Origin of the sequence: Actinomadura sp. 3N508 (genome assembly GCF_044326375.1) — a bacterium.
In the GTDB taxonomy this organism is placed as follows: Bacteria; Actinomycetota; Actinomycetes; order Streptosporangiales; family Streptosporangiaceae; genus Spirillospora.
The window spans coordinates 194,077-211,872 of the sequence record NZ_JBIRAX010000003.1 but is presented as its reverse complement, the minus strand read 5'-3'; the positions used below and the strand labels follow the sequence as shown (position 1 = coordinate 211,872).

Genomic DNA, 17,796 nt, shown 5'->3' with positions numbered 1-17,796 from the left:
TTGCTAGTGCCGGACGGCGGAGGTGGGAAGGGGAGCGGCGGCGTCCGCGCGGCGGACGACCCCCCGGGAGGCCAGCAGGTCGATCTCCTTCTCCGGGCACCCGGCCCACTCTCGCAGCACCCGCGTGGTATCGGCGCCGAGGATCGGGCCGGGGGTGCGGACCGCGCCCGGCGTCCGGCTCAGCTTCGGCACGACGCCCGGCATCGGGATCTCCAGGCCGGTGCCCGGGTCGGTGAGCCGCACGATCATCTCCCGGGCGGCGTAGTGCGCGTCGGCGAGCATGTCCGCCGGGGTGTAGATCCGGCCGCGGGGGACCGCGTGCTCGTCCAGCAGCCGCTCGGCCTCCTCCAGCGGGAGCCCGGCGACCCAGCCGCCGACGATGGCGTCCAGCTCGGCCATGTTCCGGCCGCGGGCCTGGTGCGTGGCGAACCGGGGGTCGGCGGCCAGCTCCGGGGCGTCCATCGCCGCGCAGAGGCGGGCGAACAGCGCGTCCCCGTTGGCGGCGATCAGCAGCTCGCCGCCGTCGGCCGCCCGGTAGACGTTGGACGGCGCCACCCCCGGCAGCGTGCTGCCGGTGCGCGTCCGGGTGGATCCGGCGAGCTCGTGTTCGGCCAGCGTGGACTCCATCAGCGCGAACACGGCCTCGTACAGCGCGACGTCGATCTCTTGGCCGCGCCCGCTGCGGTGGCGCTCCTGCAGCGCGGCGAGCACCCCCATCACGGCGAACATGCCGGCCAGCGCGTCGCCGAGGCTGACCCCGACGCGCGTCGGGGGACGGTCGGGATGCCCGGTGAGGGCGCGGATCCCGCCCATCGCCTCGCCCACGCTGCCGAACCCCCGGTCGTGCGACCGCGGCCCGCTCTGCCCGAAGCCGGACACATGCGCCATGATCAGCCTCGGGTTCGCGGCCGAGAGCGCGGGGTAGTCCAGGCCCCAGGCGGCGAGCCTGCCCGGGGCGAAGTTCTCGACCACGACGTCGGCCTTGCCCGCCAGCCGCCGCACCAGGTCACGGCCGCGCGGATCGCGCAGGTCGACGGCCACGGAGCGCTTGTTGCGGGCGAGCTGGGCCCACCACAGCGACTGGCCGTCCCGCATGAGGCCCCAGCGGCGCATGGCGTCGCCGTCGCAGGGCTCTATCTTGACGACCTCGGCGCCGTAGTCGCCGAGGAGCTGGCCGGCGAACGGGCCGGCGATGAAGCTGCCGAGTTCGAGGACCCGGACGCCGTCGAGGGGAGTGCGGCTCACGGGGCGTCCCATGGCCGGACGGGCGAGCGGTGGGGCACGGAGATCGATCCCTTCTAACAAACTGAAACTGAAACTAGTCTCAGTCTTGGCTCTGGCGCAATCCCTTGACAGGCGGCAGCGGTCTTGATTTTTCTGAATCTGAAATTAGTCTTGGTGGTCGGCTCCGGGCAACCATCGCGCCGGCGCCCGGCCCATCGCCGCCGCCCCAGAAGGGAACCCGCATGCCCGTCCAGTCCGCCGACTCACCCTCCCCGCTGCCCTGGAACTGGCCGGAGCGGCTGCCCGCCGCGATCGAGGTCCGGGAGGTCGGCCCCCGGGACGGGCTGCAGAACATCGACGTCACGCTGACCGTCGAGGACAAGGTACGGCTGATCCGCGCCATCGCGGCGGCGGGGGTGCGGCGGATCGAGGCGGCGTCGTTCGTCAGCCCGCGCGCCGTCCCGCAGATGGCGGACGCGGAGGAGGTGGTCCGCGCGGTGCGCGACCTCCCGGGAGTGTCGGTCGAGGCGCTGGTGCCCAACGGCCGCGGCGCCGAGCGGGCGATCGGCACCGGCGCCGTCGACCGCCTGGTGTTCGTCGTCGCGGCGAGCAGCACGTTCAACGAGCGCAACGTGCGGATGACCACCGAGGAGTCGGCGCGCGAGCTGCATCGCGTCGCGGGGCTCGCCGGAGAGGCCGGGACGCCGCTGAGCGTCGTCGTCGCCACCGCGTTCGGCTGCCCCTATGCCGGCGACGTCCCCGCCGAGACCGTGCTCTCGCTGGTGAGTCTTGCGGTCCGGGAGGGCGCCGGCGAGGTCTTCCTCGCCGACACGACCGGCATGGCCACGCCCGCGTCGATCGCCTCCCTGGCGCCCGTCGCGCGATCCGCCGCGGACGGCCGTCCCGTCGGGCTCCACCTGCACGACACCCGCGCCCTCGGCATGGCCAACGCGCTGACCGCGCTCACGCTCGGGGTCACGCTGTTCGACGCCTCGGTCGCCGGGATGGGCGGCTGCCCGTTCGCGCCGCCGTCGGCCCGCGGCAACATCAGCACCGAGGACTTCGTCCATCTGGCGCATGAGCTGGGCTCTGCCACCGGCCTCGACCTCTCCGGGCTGGTCGGTGCCGCGCGGCTCGCCGAGGAGCTCACCGGACGCGAGCTGCCGGGCCAGATCATGCGCGCCGGACCCAGGCTGCCGGTGGCCGCGGGCTGACCGCCACGGCGACGGCCGGTCTGCGGATTCAGCCCTTGGTCTCGGGGTCGTGGTGGTAGACCGCGCGGTACCACAGCTGGCTGAGCGTTTCGATCGCGGCCTCGTCGTCGGGGGCGTCCACGTCGGTGTCGCCACCCGACACCATCCAGACCCAGCAGAACGACTCCAGCACCGAGACGATCGCCGAGGCGAGGAGCCCGGGCGCGGCGCCGACGCGGTATCCCGACCGCTCCGCGTTCCTGATGCCCGCCCGGACCACGCGGATGCCGATGGCGCGCTGCTCCCGCCACCGCTGCGCGAAGGTCTCGTCCGTCATGGACATCTGGAACACGCCCACCATCTCGGCGAGGTACTTGCGGTAGGTGGTCCAGTAGGCCCGGACGGCGCCGCGGATGCCCTCCAGCGGGTCGTCGCCCTGCGCCTGGAACGAGCTCTCGAGGACCTCGACGGAGAACTGCTCCAGCAGCGCTTCGAGCAGCTCTTCCTTGTTCTCGTAGTAGTTGTAGAACGAGCCGGGGGACTTGCCCGCCGCGCGCGCGATGTCGGAGATCTTGGCGTTGAAGTAGCCCTGCTCCGCGAAGACCTTCCGCGCCGCGTCCAGGAACGCCGCCTCGGTCCGCCGGCCCTTGGGCGTGGGTGGCCTCGCAGGCATCCTGCAACCCCTTCTGATGACGGCGGACCGCTCCCGCGCACCTGGTGATGTGAACCGAAGTTTAGAGGATCGGCGCCCGCCCAGGACGCGTTCCGCACCCCGTTGACTAAAACTGAATTTAGCATCAGTATTATCCGCAGCACGCGGCGTGCCCGCCGCACGACCGGACGGCCGATCGAAGGGACGCACCCATGGCGATGATGACCGGGGAGGAGTACCTCGCCTCACTCGACGACGGCAGACGGATCGTCGCCGAGGGCGAGGACATCAAGGACCTGACCACCCACCCGCAGTTCGCCACCGCGCTGAAGCTGGTGGGTGCCGGGTACGACCGGCATCACCGCCCCGGGGACGACGCCAGCGGCCCCTACTTCAAGATCCCGCGCAGCCCCGCGGACCTGAAGGACATCCTGGAACTGCTCCTCGGCTGGGACATGGTCACCGTCACCACGTCCCAGGGGCTGCTGGCGCTGCTCACCGCGGCGGCCCGGATCCGCCCGGCCGACGCCGAGTACGCGCGGCGGATCGAGGACTACTTCGCCCACTGCCGCGACAACGACCTGCGCTGCGTGCAGGCGATCACCGACGCCAAGGGCGACCGCAAGCGCCCGCCGAGCGCGCAGGACGACCCCGACGTCTACACCCGCATCGTCGAGCGCCGCCCGGACGGCATCGTCGTCCGCGGCGCCAAGCTGCACATCTCGTCGGCGGCGGTCAGCCACGAGCTGGTGGTGATGCCGACCAAGAACATGAAGCCGGGCGAGGAGGACTGGGCGGTCGCGTGCGCGATCCCGGTGAACGCGCCGGGCGTGACGATCGTCAACACCAGCTACGCGCCGCGCGAGCGGCTGGCCGACTTCCCGGTCAGCTCCCGGCACAACATGCCGGAGGGCTTCGTCATCCTCGACGACGTCTTCGTCCCCAACGAGCGGGTGTTCCTCGCGGGCGAGATCGAGCACTCCGCGACGTTCGCGCACTCCCTCGGGCTGTGGGAGCGGCTCGGCGGGACCGCGCACCTGGCCGAGTACGGCGACACCCTGGTCGGGCTGGCGCAGCTCATCGCCGAGGCCAACGGCACCGACCGCGTCTCGCACATCCGCGAGAAGATCGCCGAGATGGTCATCTACGCCACGCTGGTGCGCGGCTCCCTGGAGGCGGCCATCGCCAACGCCGAGGCCAGCCCGGAGGGCTGGTACTTCCCGAGCGAGCTGTACACCAACGCCGCCAAGCACTACGGCGCCGCCGAGTTCAGCACGATGATCCGGCATCTGCACGACATCGGCGGCGGGGCGATCGTCACCGCGCCGTCCGTCGCCGATCTGGAGCACGCGGAGGTCGGCCCGTTCATCCGCAAGTACATGCGGACCAAGGACGGCATCGACGGCGAGTACCGCACCCGGCTGTTCCACGCGATCCGCGACTTCACCGCCGACGCCTACGGCGGCTGGCAGCTGGTCACCATGCTCCAGTCCGGCGGCGGGCTGTACGCGCAGCGGCTGGTGGCCCGCAAGCACTACCCGATGGACGACGCGAAGACCCTGGCGCTCAAGCTCGCCGGGCTCGCAGAGGACTGAACGGTGCCGAACGACAACGACTCCCTCAGCCTGGACGCCTTCCGCGCGGAGGCCGAGCGGTTCCTGCGCTCGATCGCCGGCGAGTTCACCGGCGACGCGGCCGCCGGGCCCGCCGGGGGACGCCGCGCGTCCGACCGGATCGCCGCCGTGGAGGAGCTGGGCGAGGGCCACGAACTCCAGGTCAAGCAGGCCAGGCGGCTCCAGGCGCGGCTGTTCGACGCCGGGCTGGCCTGGCCGAGCGGTCCGGCCGACTGCGGCGGGCGCGGGCTGACCCGCGAGCACGACCAGATCGTCGACGGGCTGCTCACCGACATGGGCTTCCCGTCCCGGGAGATGCTGTTCGTCGGGCTGCACATCGTCGCGCCCGCGATCGACGCGCACGGCACGGCGGAGCTGCGGCGGCGGATGCTGACCGCGCTCTACCGCGCCGACATCATCGGCTGCCAGCTGTTCTCCGAGCCCGGCGCCGGCTCCGACCTCGCGGGCGTCGCCACCCGGGCCGTCCGGGACGGCGAAGACTGGGTCCTCACCGGCCAGAAGGTGTGGACGTCGATGGGCCACCTCGCGGACGTCGGCGAGGCGCTCGTCCGCACCGACCCGGCGGCCGGCAAGCACGGCGGGCTGACGGTGTTCCTGGTGGACATGCACGCGCCCGGCGTGACCGTCCGGCCGATCCGGCAGATGACCGGCGGGTCCGCGTTCAACGAGGTGTTCCTGGACGGCGTGCGCGTCCCCGACTCCCACCGCGTCGGCGGCGTCGGCGAGGGCTGGCGGGTCGCCGGGACCAGCCTCGGCAGCGAGCGCGAGACCATGATCGGCGGCGACGGCCCGGTCAGCCCGTACGTGCTGGAACGGCTGGCGGCACTGGTCGAGCGGCTCGGCGCGGCGGACGATCCGGTCCACCGGCCGCGGATCGCCCGGACCGTCGCCGCGGTCACCGCGATGCGCGCCGCCGCCGCCCTGCCGCCCGGCTCCTGGGGCCACAGGACGGAGTCGGTGTCCGGGTCTGTCCTGAAGATGCTCATGACCCGGGCCGTGGACGAGATCGCCGCGCTGGCGGCCGAGGTGCTCGGCGAGCGCGCGTTCACCGACGGCGGCGAACCGGACGCCTACGCCTGGTCGGAGTTCGTCCTCGGCGCCCCGGCCATGCACATCGCGGGCGGCACCGACGAGATCCAGCTCAACATCATCGCCCAGCGCGGGCTCGGCCTCCCCCGGCCGCCCAAGCCGGGCTGACTTTAGGACGGCACACGATGGAATCCTTCATCCAACTGCGCAAGGGAACCACGCCACGCCAGGTCCACCGCGACCTGGACGGGCTGAAGGAAGACGAGATGGGCAGGTCCGGGTTCACCGGCCGGACCACCTTCTTCTACCGCCGCAACGACCCGTCCAGGTACCGGGTCGAGGGCGATCTGCGTCCCCTGGACGTCCAGACCGGGACGCTCGAACCGAGCGACCTGCACGACGCGGCGGGCGAGCCGCTGCCGCTGCTGAGCAACGACGACTGCCGCATCCTGCTCAGCCGCCGCGGGCAGGCGGCGCCGTTCTACGAGCGCAACGTCGACGGCGACGAGCTCTACTTCGTCCACAAGGGCACCGGGCACTTCGAGACCGAGTTCGGGCGGCTGGCCTACCGTCCGGGCGACTACGTCTACCTGCCGAAGGCGACGACGTACCGGCAGGTACCGGACGGTGAGTCGCACCTGCTCATCGTCGAGGCGCGGGAGGAGTTCCGGGTGCCCGAGGCGGGCTCGATCGGCCGGTACTTCCCCTACGACCCCGCGCTGATCACGATCCCCGAGCCCGAGGTGTTCGAGGAGCCGCGGCGGGACGAGCACGAGATCCGCCTCCGCCACCTCGGCGGCCGGACGTCGCTGTTCACCCCCCACCATCCGCTGGACGCGGAGGGCTGGCGGGGCGACAACGTCGCCTTCACGTTCAACGTCGACGACTACGACGTGATCACGTCGGAGAGCGTCCACCTGCCGCCCACGGTGCACCTGTTCATGCAGGCCACCGGCGTGTACGTGATGAACTTCCTGCCGCGTCCGGCCGAGCTGGTCCCGGGCGTGGAGCGCATTCCCTGGTACCACCGCAACGTCGACTACGACGAGGTCGCGTTCTACCACGGCGGGAGCGTGTTCGGCGTGGACATGCCGGAGGGGCTGCTCTCCGTCGTCCCGCAGGGCATCCACCACGGCATTCCGGAACGGGCGCGGGAGCGGTCGCGGCGCAGGTTCGACGTCGACCAGCGCGTGGAGTGGAAGGTCATCGCGATCGACACCCGCCGCCGGCTCACCCCGAGCCGGGCCCTGCTGGACGCGGCCCCCGGGGAGGGCGCATGACCGCCGCCGACCGCCACGAGTACGACCGCGTCCCGTACCTGGTGATCTTCAAGGACGACTCCGCGTACCGCGACACCTACGGCGGCGTGGTCGAGGACGTGGTGCTGGAGAGCTACCTGCTCAAGCCGCGCGGCGTCCCGTCCGACACGGTGATCGTCTTCATGCACCCGATCGGCGGGGGCGCCTACCTGCCGATGTCCAACGCACTGCCCCGGGCGGGGCACCACGTCATCTACTGCAACAGCCGGTACCGCGGCGTGGACAGCGCGCTGATCATGGAGAAGGTCGTCCAGGACCTCGGGGCCTGCGTCCGGGACGCCCGCGAGCGGCTCGGCTACCGCAACGTGATCCTCGGCGGCTGGAGCGGCGGCGGCTCGCTGTCGCTGTACTACCAGCAGCAGGCGCAGTCGCCGACCGTCACCGCCACCCCCGCCGGTGAGGCGCCCGACCTGACCAAGCTGGGGCTGCAACCCGCGGACGGCCTGATGCTGCTCGCCGCGCACATCAGCAGGCACGGCACGCTCACCGAATGGATGGACGCCTCCATCCTGGACGAGCGCGACCCGGAGAACCGCGACCCCGAACTCGACCTCTACGACCCCGACAACCCGAACCAGCCGCCGTACACCGAGGAGTTCCTCACCCGGTACCGGCAGGCGCAGATCGACCGCAACCGGCGGATCACCGCATGGGTCAAGGAGACGCTGGAGGACCTGCGCGGCAGCGGGCGGCCCCTGGAGGAGCGGGGATTCGTCACCCACGGCACGATGGCCGACCCGCGCTGGCTGGACCCGGCCGTCGACCCCAACGACCGGCGTCCCGGCCGGTGCTACCTGGGCGATCCCAAGGTCGTGAACATGGGGCCGGTGGGGCTGGCGCGCTTCTCCACGCTGCGGAGCTGGCTGTCGCAGTGGAGCTACGACGACGCCAACGGCGACGGGCTCCGCTGCGCCGCCGACCTGGAGATCCCGACGCTCGTCATCGGCAACTCCGCCGACGACGCCTGCACCCCGAGCCACACGCGAAGGCTCTACGAGGCGGTCGGGCACAAGGACAGGACGCTGCACACCGTCCAGGGCGCCAACCACTACTACTCGGGCCGGAGCCAGCGCCCGTACCTGGCGGAGGCCGTCGACACGATCACCGGGTGGCTGGCCGAGCGGGGCTGGGCGGGCGCGAAGTGAGCGAGGAACTGCTGAGCCCGGAGGAGGTGCGGTCCGCGCTGCGCGCGTACTTCGCCGGCTCCTCCGTGCTGGACGAGGCGAGGGCGCTGCGCGACGACGCGGCCGCGTTCGGCGAGGACGGCTTCGACCGCGACCGCTGGCGGGCCCTCGCCGGGGATGTCGGCCTGGTCGCGATGGCCGGGCCGGAGGCGGCGGGCGGTCTCGGCCTCGGGCTCGTCCATCTGACCGCGGCACTCGAAGAGGCGGGCGCGTGCCTCTACCCGGGGCCGGTGCGGGCGTCCGTCCTCGCCGCCTGGACGCTCGGCCTCCCCGGCGCGAGCCTGCCGGACGGCGCCGGGGCCCTGCTGGACGGCACCGAGATCGCCGGAATGCCGCAGTCGTTCGCCGGCCGGGCCCCGGGGCTGGTGCTCTCCGGCGGGCGTGTTTCCGGGACGGTGCGTGCCGTCACCCACGGCATGTCGGCGGACGTGCTGCTCACCCTTGCCGACTCACCGCAGGGGCTCGTCCCCGTGCTGGCCCGGCTGGCGGAGGGCGACGTCGCCCGGCGGGCCGTCCAGGCCACCGACCTGACCGCCGGCCTGGCGGACCTCGAGCTGCGGGCCGTGCCCGCGGTCCCCGGTGACACCGGCGCGCTCGATCGGACGCGGGACGCCGCCCGGCTGCTGCTGGCCGCCGAGCAGGTCGGCGGCGCGCAGGGCTGCCTCGCGCAGATGGTGGACTACGCGAAGATCCGTACGCAGTTCGGCCAGGTCATCGGCGGCTACCAGGCGATCCAGCACCGCTGCGCGCGGGTCGCGATCGCGGTCGCCGGGGCGCGGGCGCTGGTGCTCGCCGCCGCCAAGGCGATCGACTCGGGTGAAGGCGAGGCGGCGCACCGGCTCGTCCTGCTGGCCAAGGCCGAAGCGTCCGAGGCGTTCGACGGCGCCGCCGACGCGCTGATCCAGGTGCACGGCGGCATCGGGTTCACCTGGGAGCACGACGCCCACCTGTACTTCCGGCGGGCGCGGGCGTCGTCGGCGCTGGAGGGCGCCCCGTCCCGGCTGCGGGACGACGCCGTGACCGCCGGCTGCCTGTCGCTGCTCACCCGCGCCCCCGTCAGCTGATCTCCGAGACGATCGTGAAAGGACATGCCGTGCCGACTCCCGTCATCGTGGAGGCCGTCCGTACCCCCGCGGGCAAGAGGGGCGGGTCGCTGTCAGGGTGGCATCCCGCCGAACTGGCCGCCGAGACGCTCAAGGCCCTCGCCGCCCGCGCCGGGATCGACCCCGCCGCCGTCAACGACGTGATCATGGGCTGCGTGACCCAGGTGGGGCCGCAGAGCACCAACATCGCGCGGAACGCCGTCCTCGCGGCCGGGTGGCCCGCCGGAGTGCCGGGGACGACCGTGGACCGCCAGTGCGGCTCGTCCCAGCAGGCCGTCCACTTCGCGGCGCAGGCCGTGGCGTCCGGCTTCATGGACGTGGTCGTCGCCGCCGGCGTGGAGTGCATGAGCACCGTGCCGATGTTCTCCAACGCCCCCGGCGGCGACATCCGGGCCGTGTACGGGGACGAGGTCCAGGCCCGGTACGCCGGCCGCGTCTCCTATGGGACGTCCGGGCTCGTCCCGCAGGGGATCTCCGCCGAGCTGATCGTGGACCGCTGGAACCTGACCCGTGAGGAGCTCGACGCCTACGGCCTGCGCAGCCAGGAGCGTGCGGCGACCGCGACCGCCGAGGGACGGTTCCGCCGCGAGATCGTCCCGGTGGCGCGCAAGGTCCGCGACCGCGAGACCGGTGAGGTCACCGCGCCGGGCGGCGCGCCGCTCACCGAGGACGAGTGCATCCGCGCCACCTCGGCGGAGGCGCTGAGCGGGCTCAAGCCCGCGTTCGTCCCCGACGGGCGGGTGACCGCCGGGAACTCCTCGCAGATCGTGGACGGCGCCGCCGCCGTCCTCGTCATGAGCGACACCGCCGCCGAACGCCTCGGCCTGACGCCGCGCGCGGCGATCAGGGGCATGGCGGTGGTGGGCGACGACCCCGTCGACATGCTCACCGCGCCCATCCCCGCCACCCGTGACGTCCTCGCCAGGACCGGCCTGACCGTGGACGACATCGCCCTGTTCGAGGTCAACGAGGCGTTCGCGCCGGTCGTCCTCGCGTGGCAGCGCGAGCTCGGCGCCGGCATGGAGCGGCTCAACGTCAACGGCGGCGGCATCTCGCTGGGCCATCCGCTCGGCGCGTCCGGCGCCAAGCTGATGACGACCCTGCTGCACGAGCTGGAGCGCACCGGCGGCCGGTACGGGCTGCAGACCATGTGCGAGGGCGGCGGCATGGCCAACGCGACGATCATCGAGCGCCTGTCATGAGCGGCCTGTTCGCCCTGGACGGGCGGGTCGCGATCGTCACCGGCGCGTCCAGCGGCATCGGGCGGCACATGTGCGGCGTCCTGACCGGGGCGGGCGCCCTCGTCGTCGCCGCCGCACGCCGCGAGCCGAAGCTGCGGGAGCTGGCCGCGGCGGACGACAGGATCGTGGCCCAGGCGTGCGACGTCACCTCGACCGCCGACTGCGAACGCGTCGTCGAGCGGGCGGCCGAACTCGGCGGCCCGCACATCCTGGTCAACGCGGCCGGCTTCGGCGACCCGGTACCCGCCTTCGACCTGACCGCCAAGGAGTTCCGGCGCACGCTCGACGTGGACCTGACCGCCACGTTCGAGATGAGCGTCCACGCCGCGCAGGCCATGCGGGGCCGGGGCGGCTCCATCGTCAACATCGCCTCGATCCTCGGCCTCGGGGCCTCGTGGCCGGTCACGCAGGCGGCCTACTGCGCGGCCAAGGGCGGGGTGGTCAACCTCACGCGCCAGCTCGGCGCGGAATGGGCGGACGAGGGCATCCGCGTCAACGCCATCGCGCCCGGCTGGTTCCCCAGCGAGCTGACCGAAGAGATGTTCGCCGACGAGAAGGCGATGCGATGGCTCCGGCGCAACACGCCGATGCGCCGTCCCGGCCGGCTGGCCGAGCTCGACGGGCCGCTGCTGCTGCTGGCCGGTGACGCGGGCGGCTTCATCACGGGCCAGACCATCGCCGTGGACGGCGGCTGGACCGCGCGATGAACGGAGGAACCGTGCGCAGACGCCTCTACGACGACGTCCACGAGGACTTCCGGCAGAGCTTCCGCTCCTTCGTCGCGGCCGAGATCCTCCCGCACCACGACCGGTGGGAGGAGGCCGGGCGGGTGGACCGCGAGATGTTCACCGCGGCGGGCGAGGCCGGATACCTCGCGATGGCGGTCCCGCCGGAGTACGGCGGGCTCGGCACGGACGACTTCCGGTTCAACGCCGTCATCGGCGAGGAACTGCAGCGGGCCAACGTGATCGGGTCGGGCATGTGCATCACGCTGCACAACGACGTGGTCCTGCCGTACCTGCTGCACTTCGCCGACGAGCGGCAGAAGCGGCGCTGGCTGCCGGGGATGGTGACCGGCGAGCGGATGGGCGCGATCTCCATGACCGAGCCGGGCGCGGGCTCGGACCTCGCGGCGCTGGCCACGAGCGCCCGCCTGGACGGCGACGACTACGTCGTCAACGGCGCCAAGACGTTCGTCACCAACGGCCTCAACGCCGACCTCGTGATCCTGGCCGCCCGCACCGACCCCGCGCAACGCCACAAGGGGATCAGCCTCCTGGTCGTGGAGGACGGCACGCCCGGCTTCACCCGCGGGCGCCACCTGGACAAGATCGGGCTGCGCAGCCAGGACACGGCGGAGCTGTTCTTCTCCGACGCACGCGTCCCCGCCGCGAACCTCCTCGGCGGCGTGGGCGAGGGCTTCTCCATCCTGATGCGGAACCTCGCCCAGGAACGGCTGGGCCTCGCGGTGTCGGCGATCTCGGCCGCCCGCGCCGCCCTCTCCTGGACGGTCGAGTACTGCAAGCAGCGCGAGGCGTTCGGACGGCCGCTGATGGCGCACCAGAACACCCGGTTCACCCTCGCCGACCTCGCCGTTCAGGTCGACGTCGGGCAGACCTTCGTCGACGCCCTCATCGAGGCCCACGGCCGGGGCGAGCTGACGGCCGAGGACGCGGCCAAGGCCAAGTACTGGACGACCGAACTGCAGCAGACGGTCGTCAACCGCTGCCTGCAACTGCACGGAGGCTACGGGTTCATGCGCGAGTTCCCGATCGCCAGGGCCTACCTGGACGCCAGGATCCAGACGATCTTCGGTGGCACGAACGAGATCATGAAGGAGATCGTCGCGCGGACCCTGGACGGCGGCGGCGGCGACCGTCCGGCGGCGCGGCGATGAGCGTCGACGTCACCCGCGACGGCGGCATCACCGAGATCACGCTGAACCGTCCCGCCAAGCGCAACGCCATGACCGACGCGATGTGGAGCGCACTGGGGGAGATCCTCACCGACCTGGGGGACACCCGCGTTGTGATCATCACCGGCGCGGGCGGCTCCTTCTGCGGCGGCTCGGACGTCACCGGCCTCCTCGACGACCCCGATTCGCTGCCCGACCGCATCGCCGTCTCGAACCGGTGCGTGCTGGCGATGCGCGAGCTGCCCGTCCCGACGATCGCGAAGGTCGGCGGCCCCGCCGCAGGGGCGGGCGCGAACCTCGCGCTGGCCTGCGACTTCGTCCTCGCCGCCGAGGACGCCTACTTCGCGCAGCTGTTCGTCCATCGCGGCCTGTCGGTCGACAGCGGCGCGAGCTGGCTGCTGCCCAGGCTGGTGGGGGAGCGGCGGGCCCGCGAACTGTGCCTGCTGGGCCGGCGCGTCGGCGCCCCGGCGGCGCTCGACATGGGCATGATCACACAGGTCGTCCCGGCGGATAGCCTGGACGGGACGGCGGCCGAGCTGGCCGGCCGCCTGCACGACCTGTCCGCGCCCGCGCTGGCCGGCACGAAACGCATGCTGAACCGGACATGGCGGTCCACATTCGCCGAGGCCTTGGACGCCGAGTCCGCCAACCAGGTTCAGGTCATCCAAAGCCCCGAAGCCCGCGCCGCGATCAACGCCTTCACCACCCACCACCCCTGACCACCTCAGGCGGGCAGCCTCACCGGACCGCAACGAACCGACGAGCCACTTGCGGCCAACCTTCCCTCCTGGTCTCCATCGGCCAAGGACTGCGCCCACCGCCACAGCCTCCGCAGTTCGCTGAGGCGAGCACCCCCAGGGAGTTGCGGACCGCTTCGGCCAGTGGCTCTACTTCCGCTGCGGTGAGCACTCCGGCGACGACGCGGGCCGGCACCAGCACGGCGCAGCGTGCTGCCCGCCACCGGTCCTCTGTTCCAGCAGCCCTTCGCCGGTGGTGGGGTCGACGTCGGCCGGATGCGCGCCGTCCAGCGCGATGGTGATGATCGCGGGCGTCTGGCCCATGTCGCCACGCAGCGGCAAGCGCGGTTCCGGCGACTCCTCCTTCCAGCAGGGCCCCGAACGCCATGTTGATCACCGGCATTTCGCTCGTGCTCGTCCTCGAACACCTCGGTCAGCTCCAACTGCACAAGTGATCGGCCAGAGCGGGGAACAGGTTGCCGAGTTGGGCGGGCTGCTGGAGGTCGAGGACGACCGGCTGACCCGGCTCCCGAAGAATTTCTTGGGGACGGTGATTCGCCGAGAGTGCGTTCAACCGCCTAGCGCGGAGTGGAGTTCGTCGAGCGCGTGCTGGATAAGGGTGGGGATCTGGCCGACGTCGGGGAGGTCGGCGTTCATTGCGCAGGCGACGTTGACTCCGGTGCTGGTGTGCAGGGCGATGAAGTCGGCGCCGGCGTGGAAGGGAAGTGGGGGGACGGCGAACAGGTCGATCGCCCCGGGGATATCGATTGTCTGGGTGGGGAGCATGGTGAAAGTGACGAGCCCCGGAGCCACTAGCGGCGCTGCGAACGCGAGTGCGGACGCGGCTATGAGGGCGGGCAGGAACCCGAGCCTTTCGATGAAGGCTTGGTTTCTACGAGCGTGGACGATGTGTTGCAGGGTCAGCCCTTCCCGGATGGCTTGGAGCCGCCGGTACGGCGATGGGTCACCACCGGGCAGGGTGAGGGAAACGATGCAGGAATGGTTTCCCAGGGCGCCGTTTCGGCGTCCATTGCCGAAGCCGGTCGGGACGCTGAGGTAGATGTTGCGGCGGCGCCAGTCACGCGGTTTGCCCTGCCGGGTGGGGTTCCAGTCGTGCAGGGCGCCGGCGACCGCGGCGAGCGTGACGTGGGCGATGGTGGATCCGGTGCGTTCGGCGACCTCGTGCAGGATGTTCGGGTCGAGGTCGGCGACGTCCAGCAGCGGGATGTTGGTGGTGGTGGCGGGGGGCCGCCAGCGCGGGTCGGTCGGGTAGGGGCGCTGTGCGGCGAGGGTGCGCAGGGCGCCGCAGAGCGTGGATCGTCCGGGGTGCCGGGTGAGGGTGGGGGGTTGCAGTGGGCGGCCGGTCAGCGTGGCCCGGAGGGTCGCGACGGCGCTCATGCCGTCCTGGAATGCGTGGTGGGCCTGATAGCACAGCGTGTACTCGTCGGTGCTGTAACCGTGGATGATGTGCGCCCTCCACAATGGCTGGTCTTTCGGCAGGAGGGTGCACCGGGCCCGCATTACGGCGTCGTAGAGGTTGGCGCCTGGTGGGATGCGGTGGTATTCGATGTGACGGTCGGGGTCGAGTTCTTCGAGCGGGGTCCATTGTGCGGTGGGCAGCGGGCCGGTCAGGCGGTAGCGGAGGGCGGGAACGGCGGCGATGGCCGCGTTGGCGAGTTGGCGGAAATGGTCGTGGGCAGGGAGCGGTCCATTGAAGCGGATAGCGGCGCCGATGTTGCAGTTCTCTTCGTCCATCGGGCTGAGGAGAAGCATGAAGCGGTCGCCGCAGTTGGCTGGTACTGAGTCCATGAGTCAACACCGCCTGTCGTTGGGTCGGGCACTTTTGGCGCGGTATGTCGGGCCGCTTGGCCGGACTGCGGTGAGGGATGGGGCGAGCGGGCTCAGCGGCATGAGCGTGTCGGGGGTTGCGCGAGGTTCACGGTACCGGGCACGCAGTGCGCCGCCAGGGTTCGCGGGCCGGGGCGGTCGGAGCATGGGATCTGCCTTTGTGGTCTGGGCCGCTCTTGTCCGGTGCTCGTTCACCAGCGCATGAGCAGGGTGCCGCCGCTGATACCGCTGGCCAGTCCGACCAGGGCGATGAGATCGCCGGGTTGGACGCGGCCTGCGGTGGTGGCGGCGGCCAGCTGGGCCGCCAGGGTGGCCGCCACGAGGTTGCCGTGGTCGGTGATGGTGGTCTCGACCTTGTCGGTGGGGATGCCGGCGTGCCGGCAGAAGGTCTGCAACGCGGGCCGGGAGGTCTGGTGCAGGCAGATCGCGGCCATGTCGTTCCAGCCGACCCCGTGCTCGGTGAGGGGTTTCTCCCAGACGGCGGGGTCGAGCTTCAGCACCACGGCGGCCAGCCGTAGGGAATCGACGCTGAAGCGGCCGATCTGCCAGTTGCATGAGCCGGTGCGGACCAGCGGCACGATGGCTGCCTGGTAGGAGTTGGAGACGGCCAGGGTGTGGCGGCCGAGGATGCCCGGAGTGCTGCTGGCCTCCACCAAGAGTGCGGCGCCGGAGTCGGAGACGGTGTAGGACGGGATCGCGGCGGTGAACTCGTCGGCGGATGCCAGATCCCAGCGGATGGCCTCGCTGCCCCGTTCACCGCAGGCGACCAGGACGGTCTGACAGCGCTCGGTGAGGATGAGCGCCTCGGCCACCTCGATGGCGTTCAGCACGCTGCTGCAGGCGTTGCGCACGTCGAACACTGGGCAGCTGGCGCCGAGCTTGGCGGCGACCATGTGGGCGGTGGCCGGTTCGATCGCGTCGAGGCCGACGCCCGCGTAGATGATCAGATCGAGGTCGGTGGGTCGCCGCCCGGCCCGCTCCAGCAGATCGCGGGCCGCGGCTACGGCGAGATCGGACGGCATCATGCCCGGGTCGGCCAGATGCCGGTACCGCACTCCGGTGACGCGCTGGATGACGCCGCGGGGTACCCGCAGCCCCGGGTTGCGGGCGGCGAGTCGTTCTTCGAACTCGGGGGTGCTCACCACGGTCTGGGGGAAATGTGCGGCGACCGCCGTCACTCGCGCGTATCGCTGCGGGTTCATGGCTCAAGGCCGCAGGAACCCTCGGGCGCGGACTCGGGCGGGGCGGCGGCCGGTCCGTCCGATGAGGCGGCCGGGCAGGTGTCCGCGGCGGGGCCGCGGCGGCCGGGACGCGGGGGTGGCTGGTGCGGGGGGCGCCGGGCTGTGGTGCGTGGTTCGGTGGTGACCATGCAGCCGTGGGCCGGGTGATTGTTGATGACGATCCGGTGGAGGGGTTCCTCGCGTGTCTCGACGGGTCGCAGGACGACGCGGCGTGCCATTACCTGCAGGAAGGTGGTGGCCTGCAGCATGGCAAGGTGCCGGCCGATGCACAGCCTCGGCCCGACGCCGAACGGCATCCAGGTGTTGCGCGCGGGGCGGTCGTCGAGGAACCGTTCGGGCTGGAACAGGTGCGGGTCAGGGAAGTATCTCGGGTTGTGGTGCAGCGACCGGATGGCCACCAGGATCCCGGTCCCGGTCTCGACCCGGTAGCCGCCCAGGGTGAGAGGTTGCCGGGTGACGCCCAGGGGCGCGGCCACGGCGGGAGGGCGCTGGCGCATCGCCTCGCTGGCCACCGCGGTGGCGTACGCGTCGCTGTCCGCGGCCGTCGCCTCGTCGGCCAGCCGTTCCAGTACCTGTGGGTGCCGGATCACTCGTTCCACCGACCAGGCGATGGCCAGGCTGTTGGTGACGTGCCCGGCGGCCATCAAGGTGATCGACTGGTCGATCAGGGCCGGATCGGTCAGCCGTGCCCCCTGGGGTGTGCGCGCCTTCATCAGCACGCCCAGGATGTCGTCGCCCAGGTCGCCGCACTGTCTGCGGCGGTCGATCTCCTGCTGCACCAGGGCCCCGCAGGCGGCGCGCGCCTGATGAAACGCCGGCCATACCCGCATCGCTCCGGCCCGCCGTAGCGCGAATCGCACCGCTGTCCGCTGCGACATCCCCGCCCGCAGCAGGGCGCGGATCGGCGGCAGCCAGGCGCGCATCGCACGATCGTCCAGGCCGAACAGGTGGCGCAGTGTCGCGTACAGCACCGGCCGCTGAACATGTGCCAGCAACGGGAAGGGGGTCCCCGCGGGCGGGAAGGAGTCGACCATCTGCTCGGCGAGCGCGGCGATGTCGGCCCGATACCGTCCGACTGCCTTGTGCCCCAAGCCGGGCAGCAGCAATGTACGCAGCCGCTGGTGTTCGGCTCCTTCCTGCCCGAACAGCGACCGCGGACCCCACAGGATGGCGTTGGGGCGCGCGTTGAAGGAGGCCAGCCCTGGTTCGGCGGCCAGCGCACCGGTGATCATGTCCGCGTCACGCAGCATCACCAACGGCCCGAAGTTCGGCGTCCATACGCCGGCGATGTCGCCGTAGCGCTCAAACGCCCATTCGAACTGCTCGATCCGCAGCAGCAGCGCGTGCCACGTCCGCGGGTCCCACCGGCTCGGGCCGGGTACAGGACGGGCCGGTGAGGTGCCGGAAGCGGGCGAGGCCTGATGCGTGGTCATGCGGTTGCTTCCCTTCACTGGTCGTGCTGAGACCGGGGAACAC

The 17,796-nt window shown here is 71.9% G+C and carries 16 protein-coding genes; 10 read left to right on the top strand and 6 right to left on the bottom strand.

All coding sequences use genetic code 11. The features are described 5' to 3' along the window. Positions 1 to 3: 3 nt before the first annotated feature. Positions 4 to 1,245: a CaiB/BaiF CoA transferase family protein gene (locus tag ACH34S_RS12295; protein WP_395952674.1), complete on the bottom strand. Its 1,242-nt coding sequence runs from the start codon at positions 1,243 to 1,245 to the stop codon at positions 4 to 6. 221 nt (positions 1,246 to 1,466) lie between these two features. On the opposite strand from ACH34S_RS12295, the gene ACH34S_RS12290 reads away from it, so the two are divergent. Further along, a complete protein-coding gene (locus ACH34S_RS12290) occupies positions 1,467 to 2,438 on the top strand; it encodes a hydroxymethylglutaryl-CoA lyase (RefSeq protein ID WP_395952673.1) in 972 nt (323 codons plus the stop codon). Positions 2,439 to 2,466: 28 nt separating this feature from the next. Here the strand turns inward: ACH34S_RS12290 and ACH34S_RS12285 are convergent, their stop codons facing one another. Further along, on the bottom strand, positions 2,467 to 3,090 hold the full coding sequence (locus tag ACH34S_RS12285; RefSeq protein WP_395952672.1) for a TetR/AcrR family transcriptional regulator: 624 nt from the start codon (positions 3,088 to 3,090) through the stop codon (positions 2,467 to 2,469). A gap of 191 nt (positions 3,091 to 3,281) precedes the next feature. Between ACH34S_RS12285 and ACH34S_RS12280 the strand changes: the two genes are divergently transcribed. From ACH34S_RS12280 to ACH34S_RS12240, 9 genes are read left to right on the top strand one after another with little or no spacing between them, the layout of a single operon-like run. Continuing rightward, the gene (locus tag ACH34S_RS12280) at positions 3,282 to 4,664 is read left to right on the top strand and encodes a 4-hydroxyphenylacetate 3-hydroxylase N-terminal domain-containing protein (protein WP_395952671.1); all 1,383 of its coding nucleotides are present in this window, start codon (positions 3,282 to 3,284) and stop codon (positions 4,662 to 4,664) included. Between the two features lie 3 nt (positions 4,665 to 4,667). Beyond that, complete coding sequence (locus ACH34S_RS12275) at positions 4,668 to 5,900, top strand: acyl-CoA dehydrogenase family protein (RefSeq protein ID WP_395952670.1); 1,233 nt, start codon at positions 4,668 to 4,670, stop codon at positions 5,898 to 5,900. A 17-nt stretch (positions 5,901 to 5,917) separates the two neighbouring features. After that, on the top strand, positions 5,918 to 7,012 hold the full coding sequence (locus ACH34S_RS12270; RefSeq protein ID WP_395952669.1) for a homogentisate 1,2-dioxygenase: 1,095 nt from the start codon (positions 5,918 to 5,920) through the stop codon (positions 7,010 to 7,012). Continuing rightward, positions 7,009 to 8,196 (top strand): alpha/beta fold hydrolase, encoded by a 1,188-nt coding sequence (locus tag ACH34S_RS12265; protein WP_395952668.1) that lies wholly within the window; start codon positions 7,009 to 7,011, stop codon positions 8,194 to 8,196. The genes ACH34S_RS12270 and ACH34S_RS12265 overlap by 4 nt, the downstream gene beginning before the upstream one ends. Then, positions 8,160 to 9,299: an acyl-CoA dehydrogenase family protein gene (locus tag ACH34S_RS12260; RefSeq protein WP_395952667.1), complete on the top strand. Its 1,140-nt coding sequence runs from the start codon at positions 8,160 to 8,162 to the stop codon at positions 9,297 to 9,299. Before ACH34S_RS12265 ends, ACH34S_RS12260 begins: the two co-directional genes overlap by 37 nt. Positions 9,300 to 9,328: 29 nt before the next feature. Beyond that, entirely contained in the window at positions 9,329 to 10,540 is a 1,212-nt protein-coding gene (locus ACH34S_RS12255; protein ID WP_395952666.1) for a thiolase family protein, read from the top strand. Then, positions 10,537 to 11,286 (top strand): SDR family NAD(P)-dependent oxidoreductase, encoded by a 750-nt coding sequence (locus ACH34S_RS12250; protein WP_395952665.1) that lies wholly within the window; start codon positions 10,537 to 10,539, stop codon positions 11,284 to 11,286. The genes ACH34S_RS12255 and ACH34S_RS12250 overlap by 4 nt, the downstream gene beginning before the upstream one ends. 11 nt (positions 11,287 to 11,297) lie before the next feature. Further along, a complete protein-coding gene (locus ACH34S_RS12245; protein ID WP_395952664.1) occupies positions 11,298 to 12,476 on the top strand; it encodes an acyl-CoA dehydrogenase family protein in 1,179 nt (392 codons plus the stop codon). Beyond that, positions 12,473 to 13,213, top strand: coding sequence for an enoyl-CoA hydratase/isomerase family protein (locus tag ACH34S_RS12240; RefSeq protein WP_395952663.1), 741 nt, complete (start codon positions 12,473 to 12,475; stop codon positions 13,211 to 13,213). The genes ACH34S_RS12245 and ACH34S_RS12240 overlap by 4 nt, the downstream gene beginning before the upstream one ends. Before the next feature lie 168 nt (positions 13,214 to 13,381). Here the strand turns inward: ACH34S_RS12240 and ACH34S_RS12235 are convergent, their stop codons facing one another. From ACH34S_RS12235 to ACH34S_RS12220, 4 genes are all read right to left on the bottom strand, one after another. After that, a complete protein-coding gene (locus tag ACH34S_RS12235) occupies positions 13,382 to 13,573 on the bottom strand; it encodes a hypothetical protein (RefSeq protein ID WP_395952662.1) in 192 nt (63 codons plus the stop codon). Between the two features lie 228 nt (positions 13,574 to 13,801). Further along, positions 13,802 to 15,040 carry a wax ester/triacylglycerol synthase domain-containing protein gene (locus ACH34S_RS12230; protein WP_395952661.1) on the bottom strand — a complete coding sequence of 413 codons (1,239 nt, stop codon included), beginning with the start codon at positions 15,038 to 15,040 and terminating at the stop codon, positions 13,802 to 13,804. Between the two features lie 230 nt (positions 15,041 to 15,270). Continuing rightward, positions 15,271 to 16,281: a 3-oxoacyl-ACP synthase III family protein gene (locus ACH34S_RS12225; RefSeq protein WP_395952660.1), complete on the bottom strand. Its 1,011-nt coding sequence runs from the start codon at positions 16,279 to 16,281 to the stop codon at positions 15,271 to 15,273. Next, positions 16,278 to 17,753: a cytochrome P450 gene (locus ACH34S_RS12220; RefSeq protein WP_395952659.1), complete on the bottom strand. Its 1,476-nt coding sequence runs from the start codon at positions 17,751 to 17,753 to the stop codon at positions 16,278 to 16,280. Before ACH34S_RS12220 ends, ACH34S_RS12225 begins: the two co-directional genes overlap by 4 nt. Between the last annotated feature and the right edge of the window lie 43 nt (positions 17,754 to 17,796).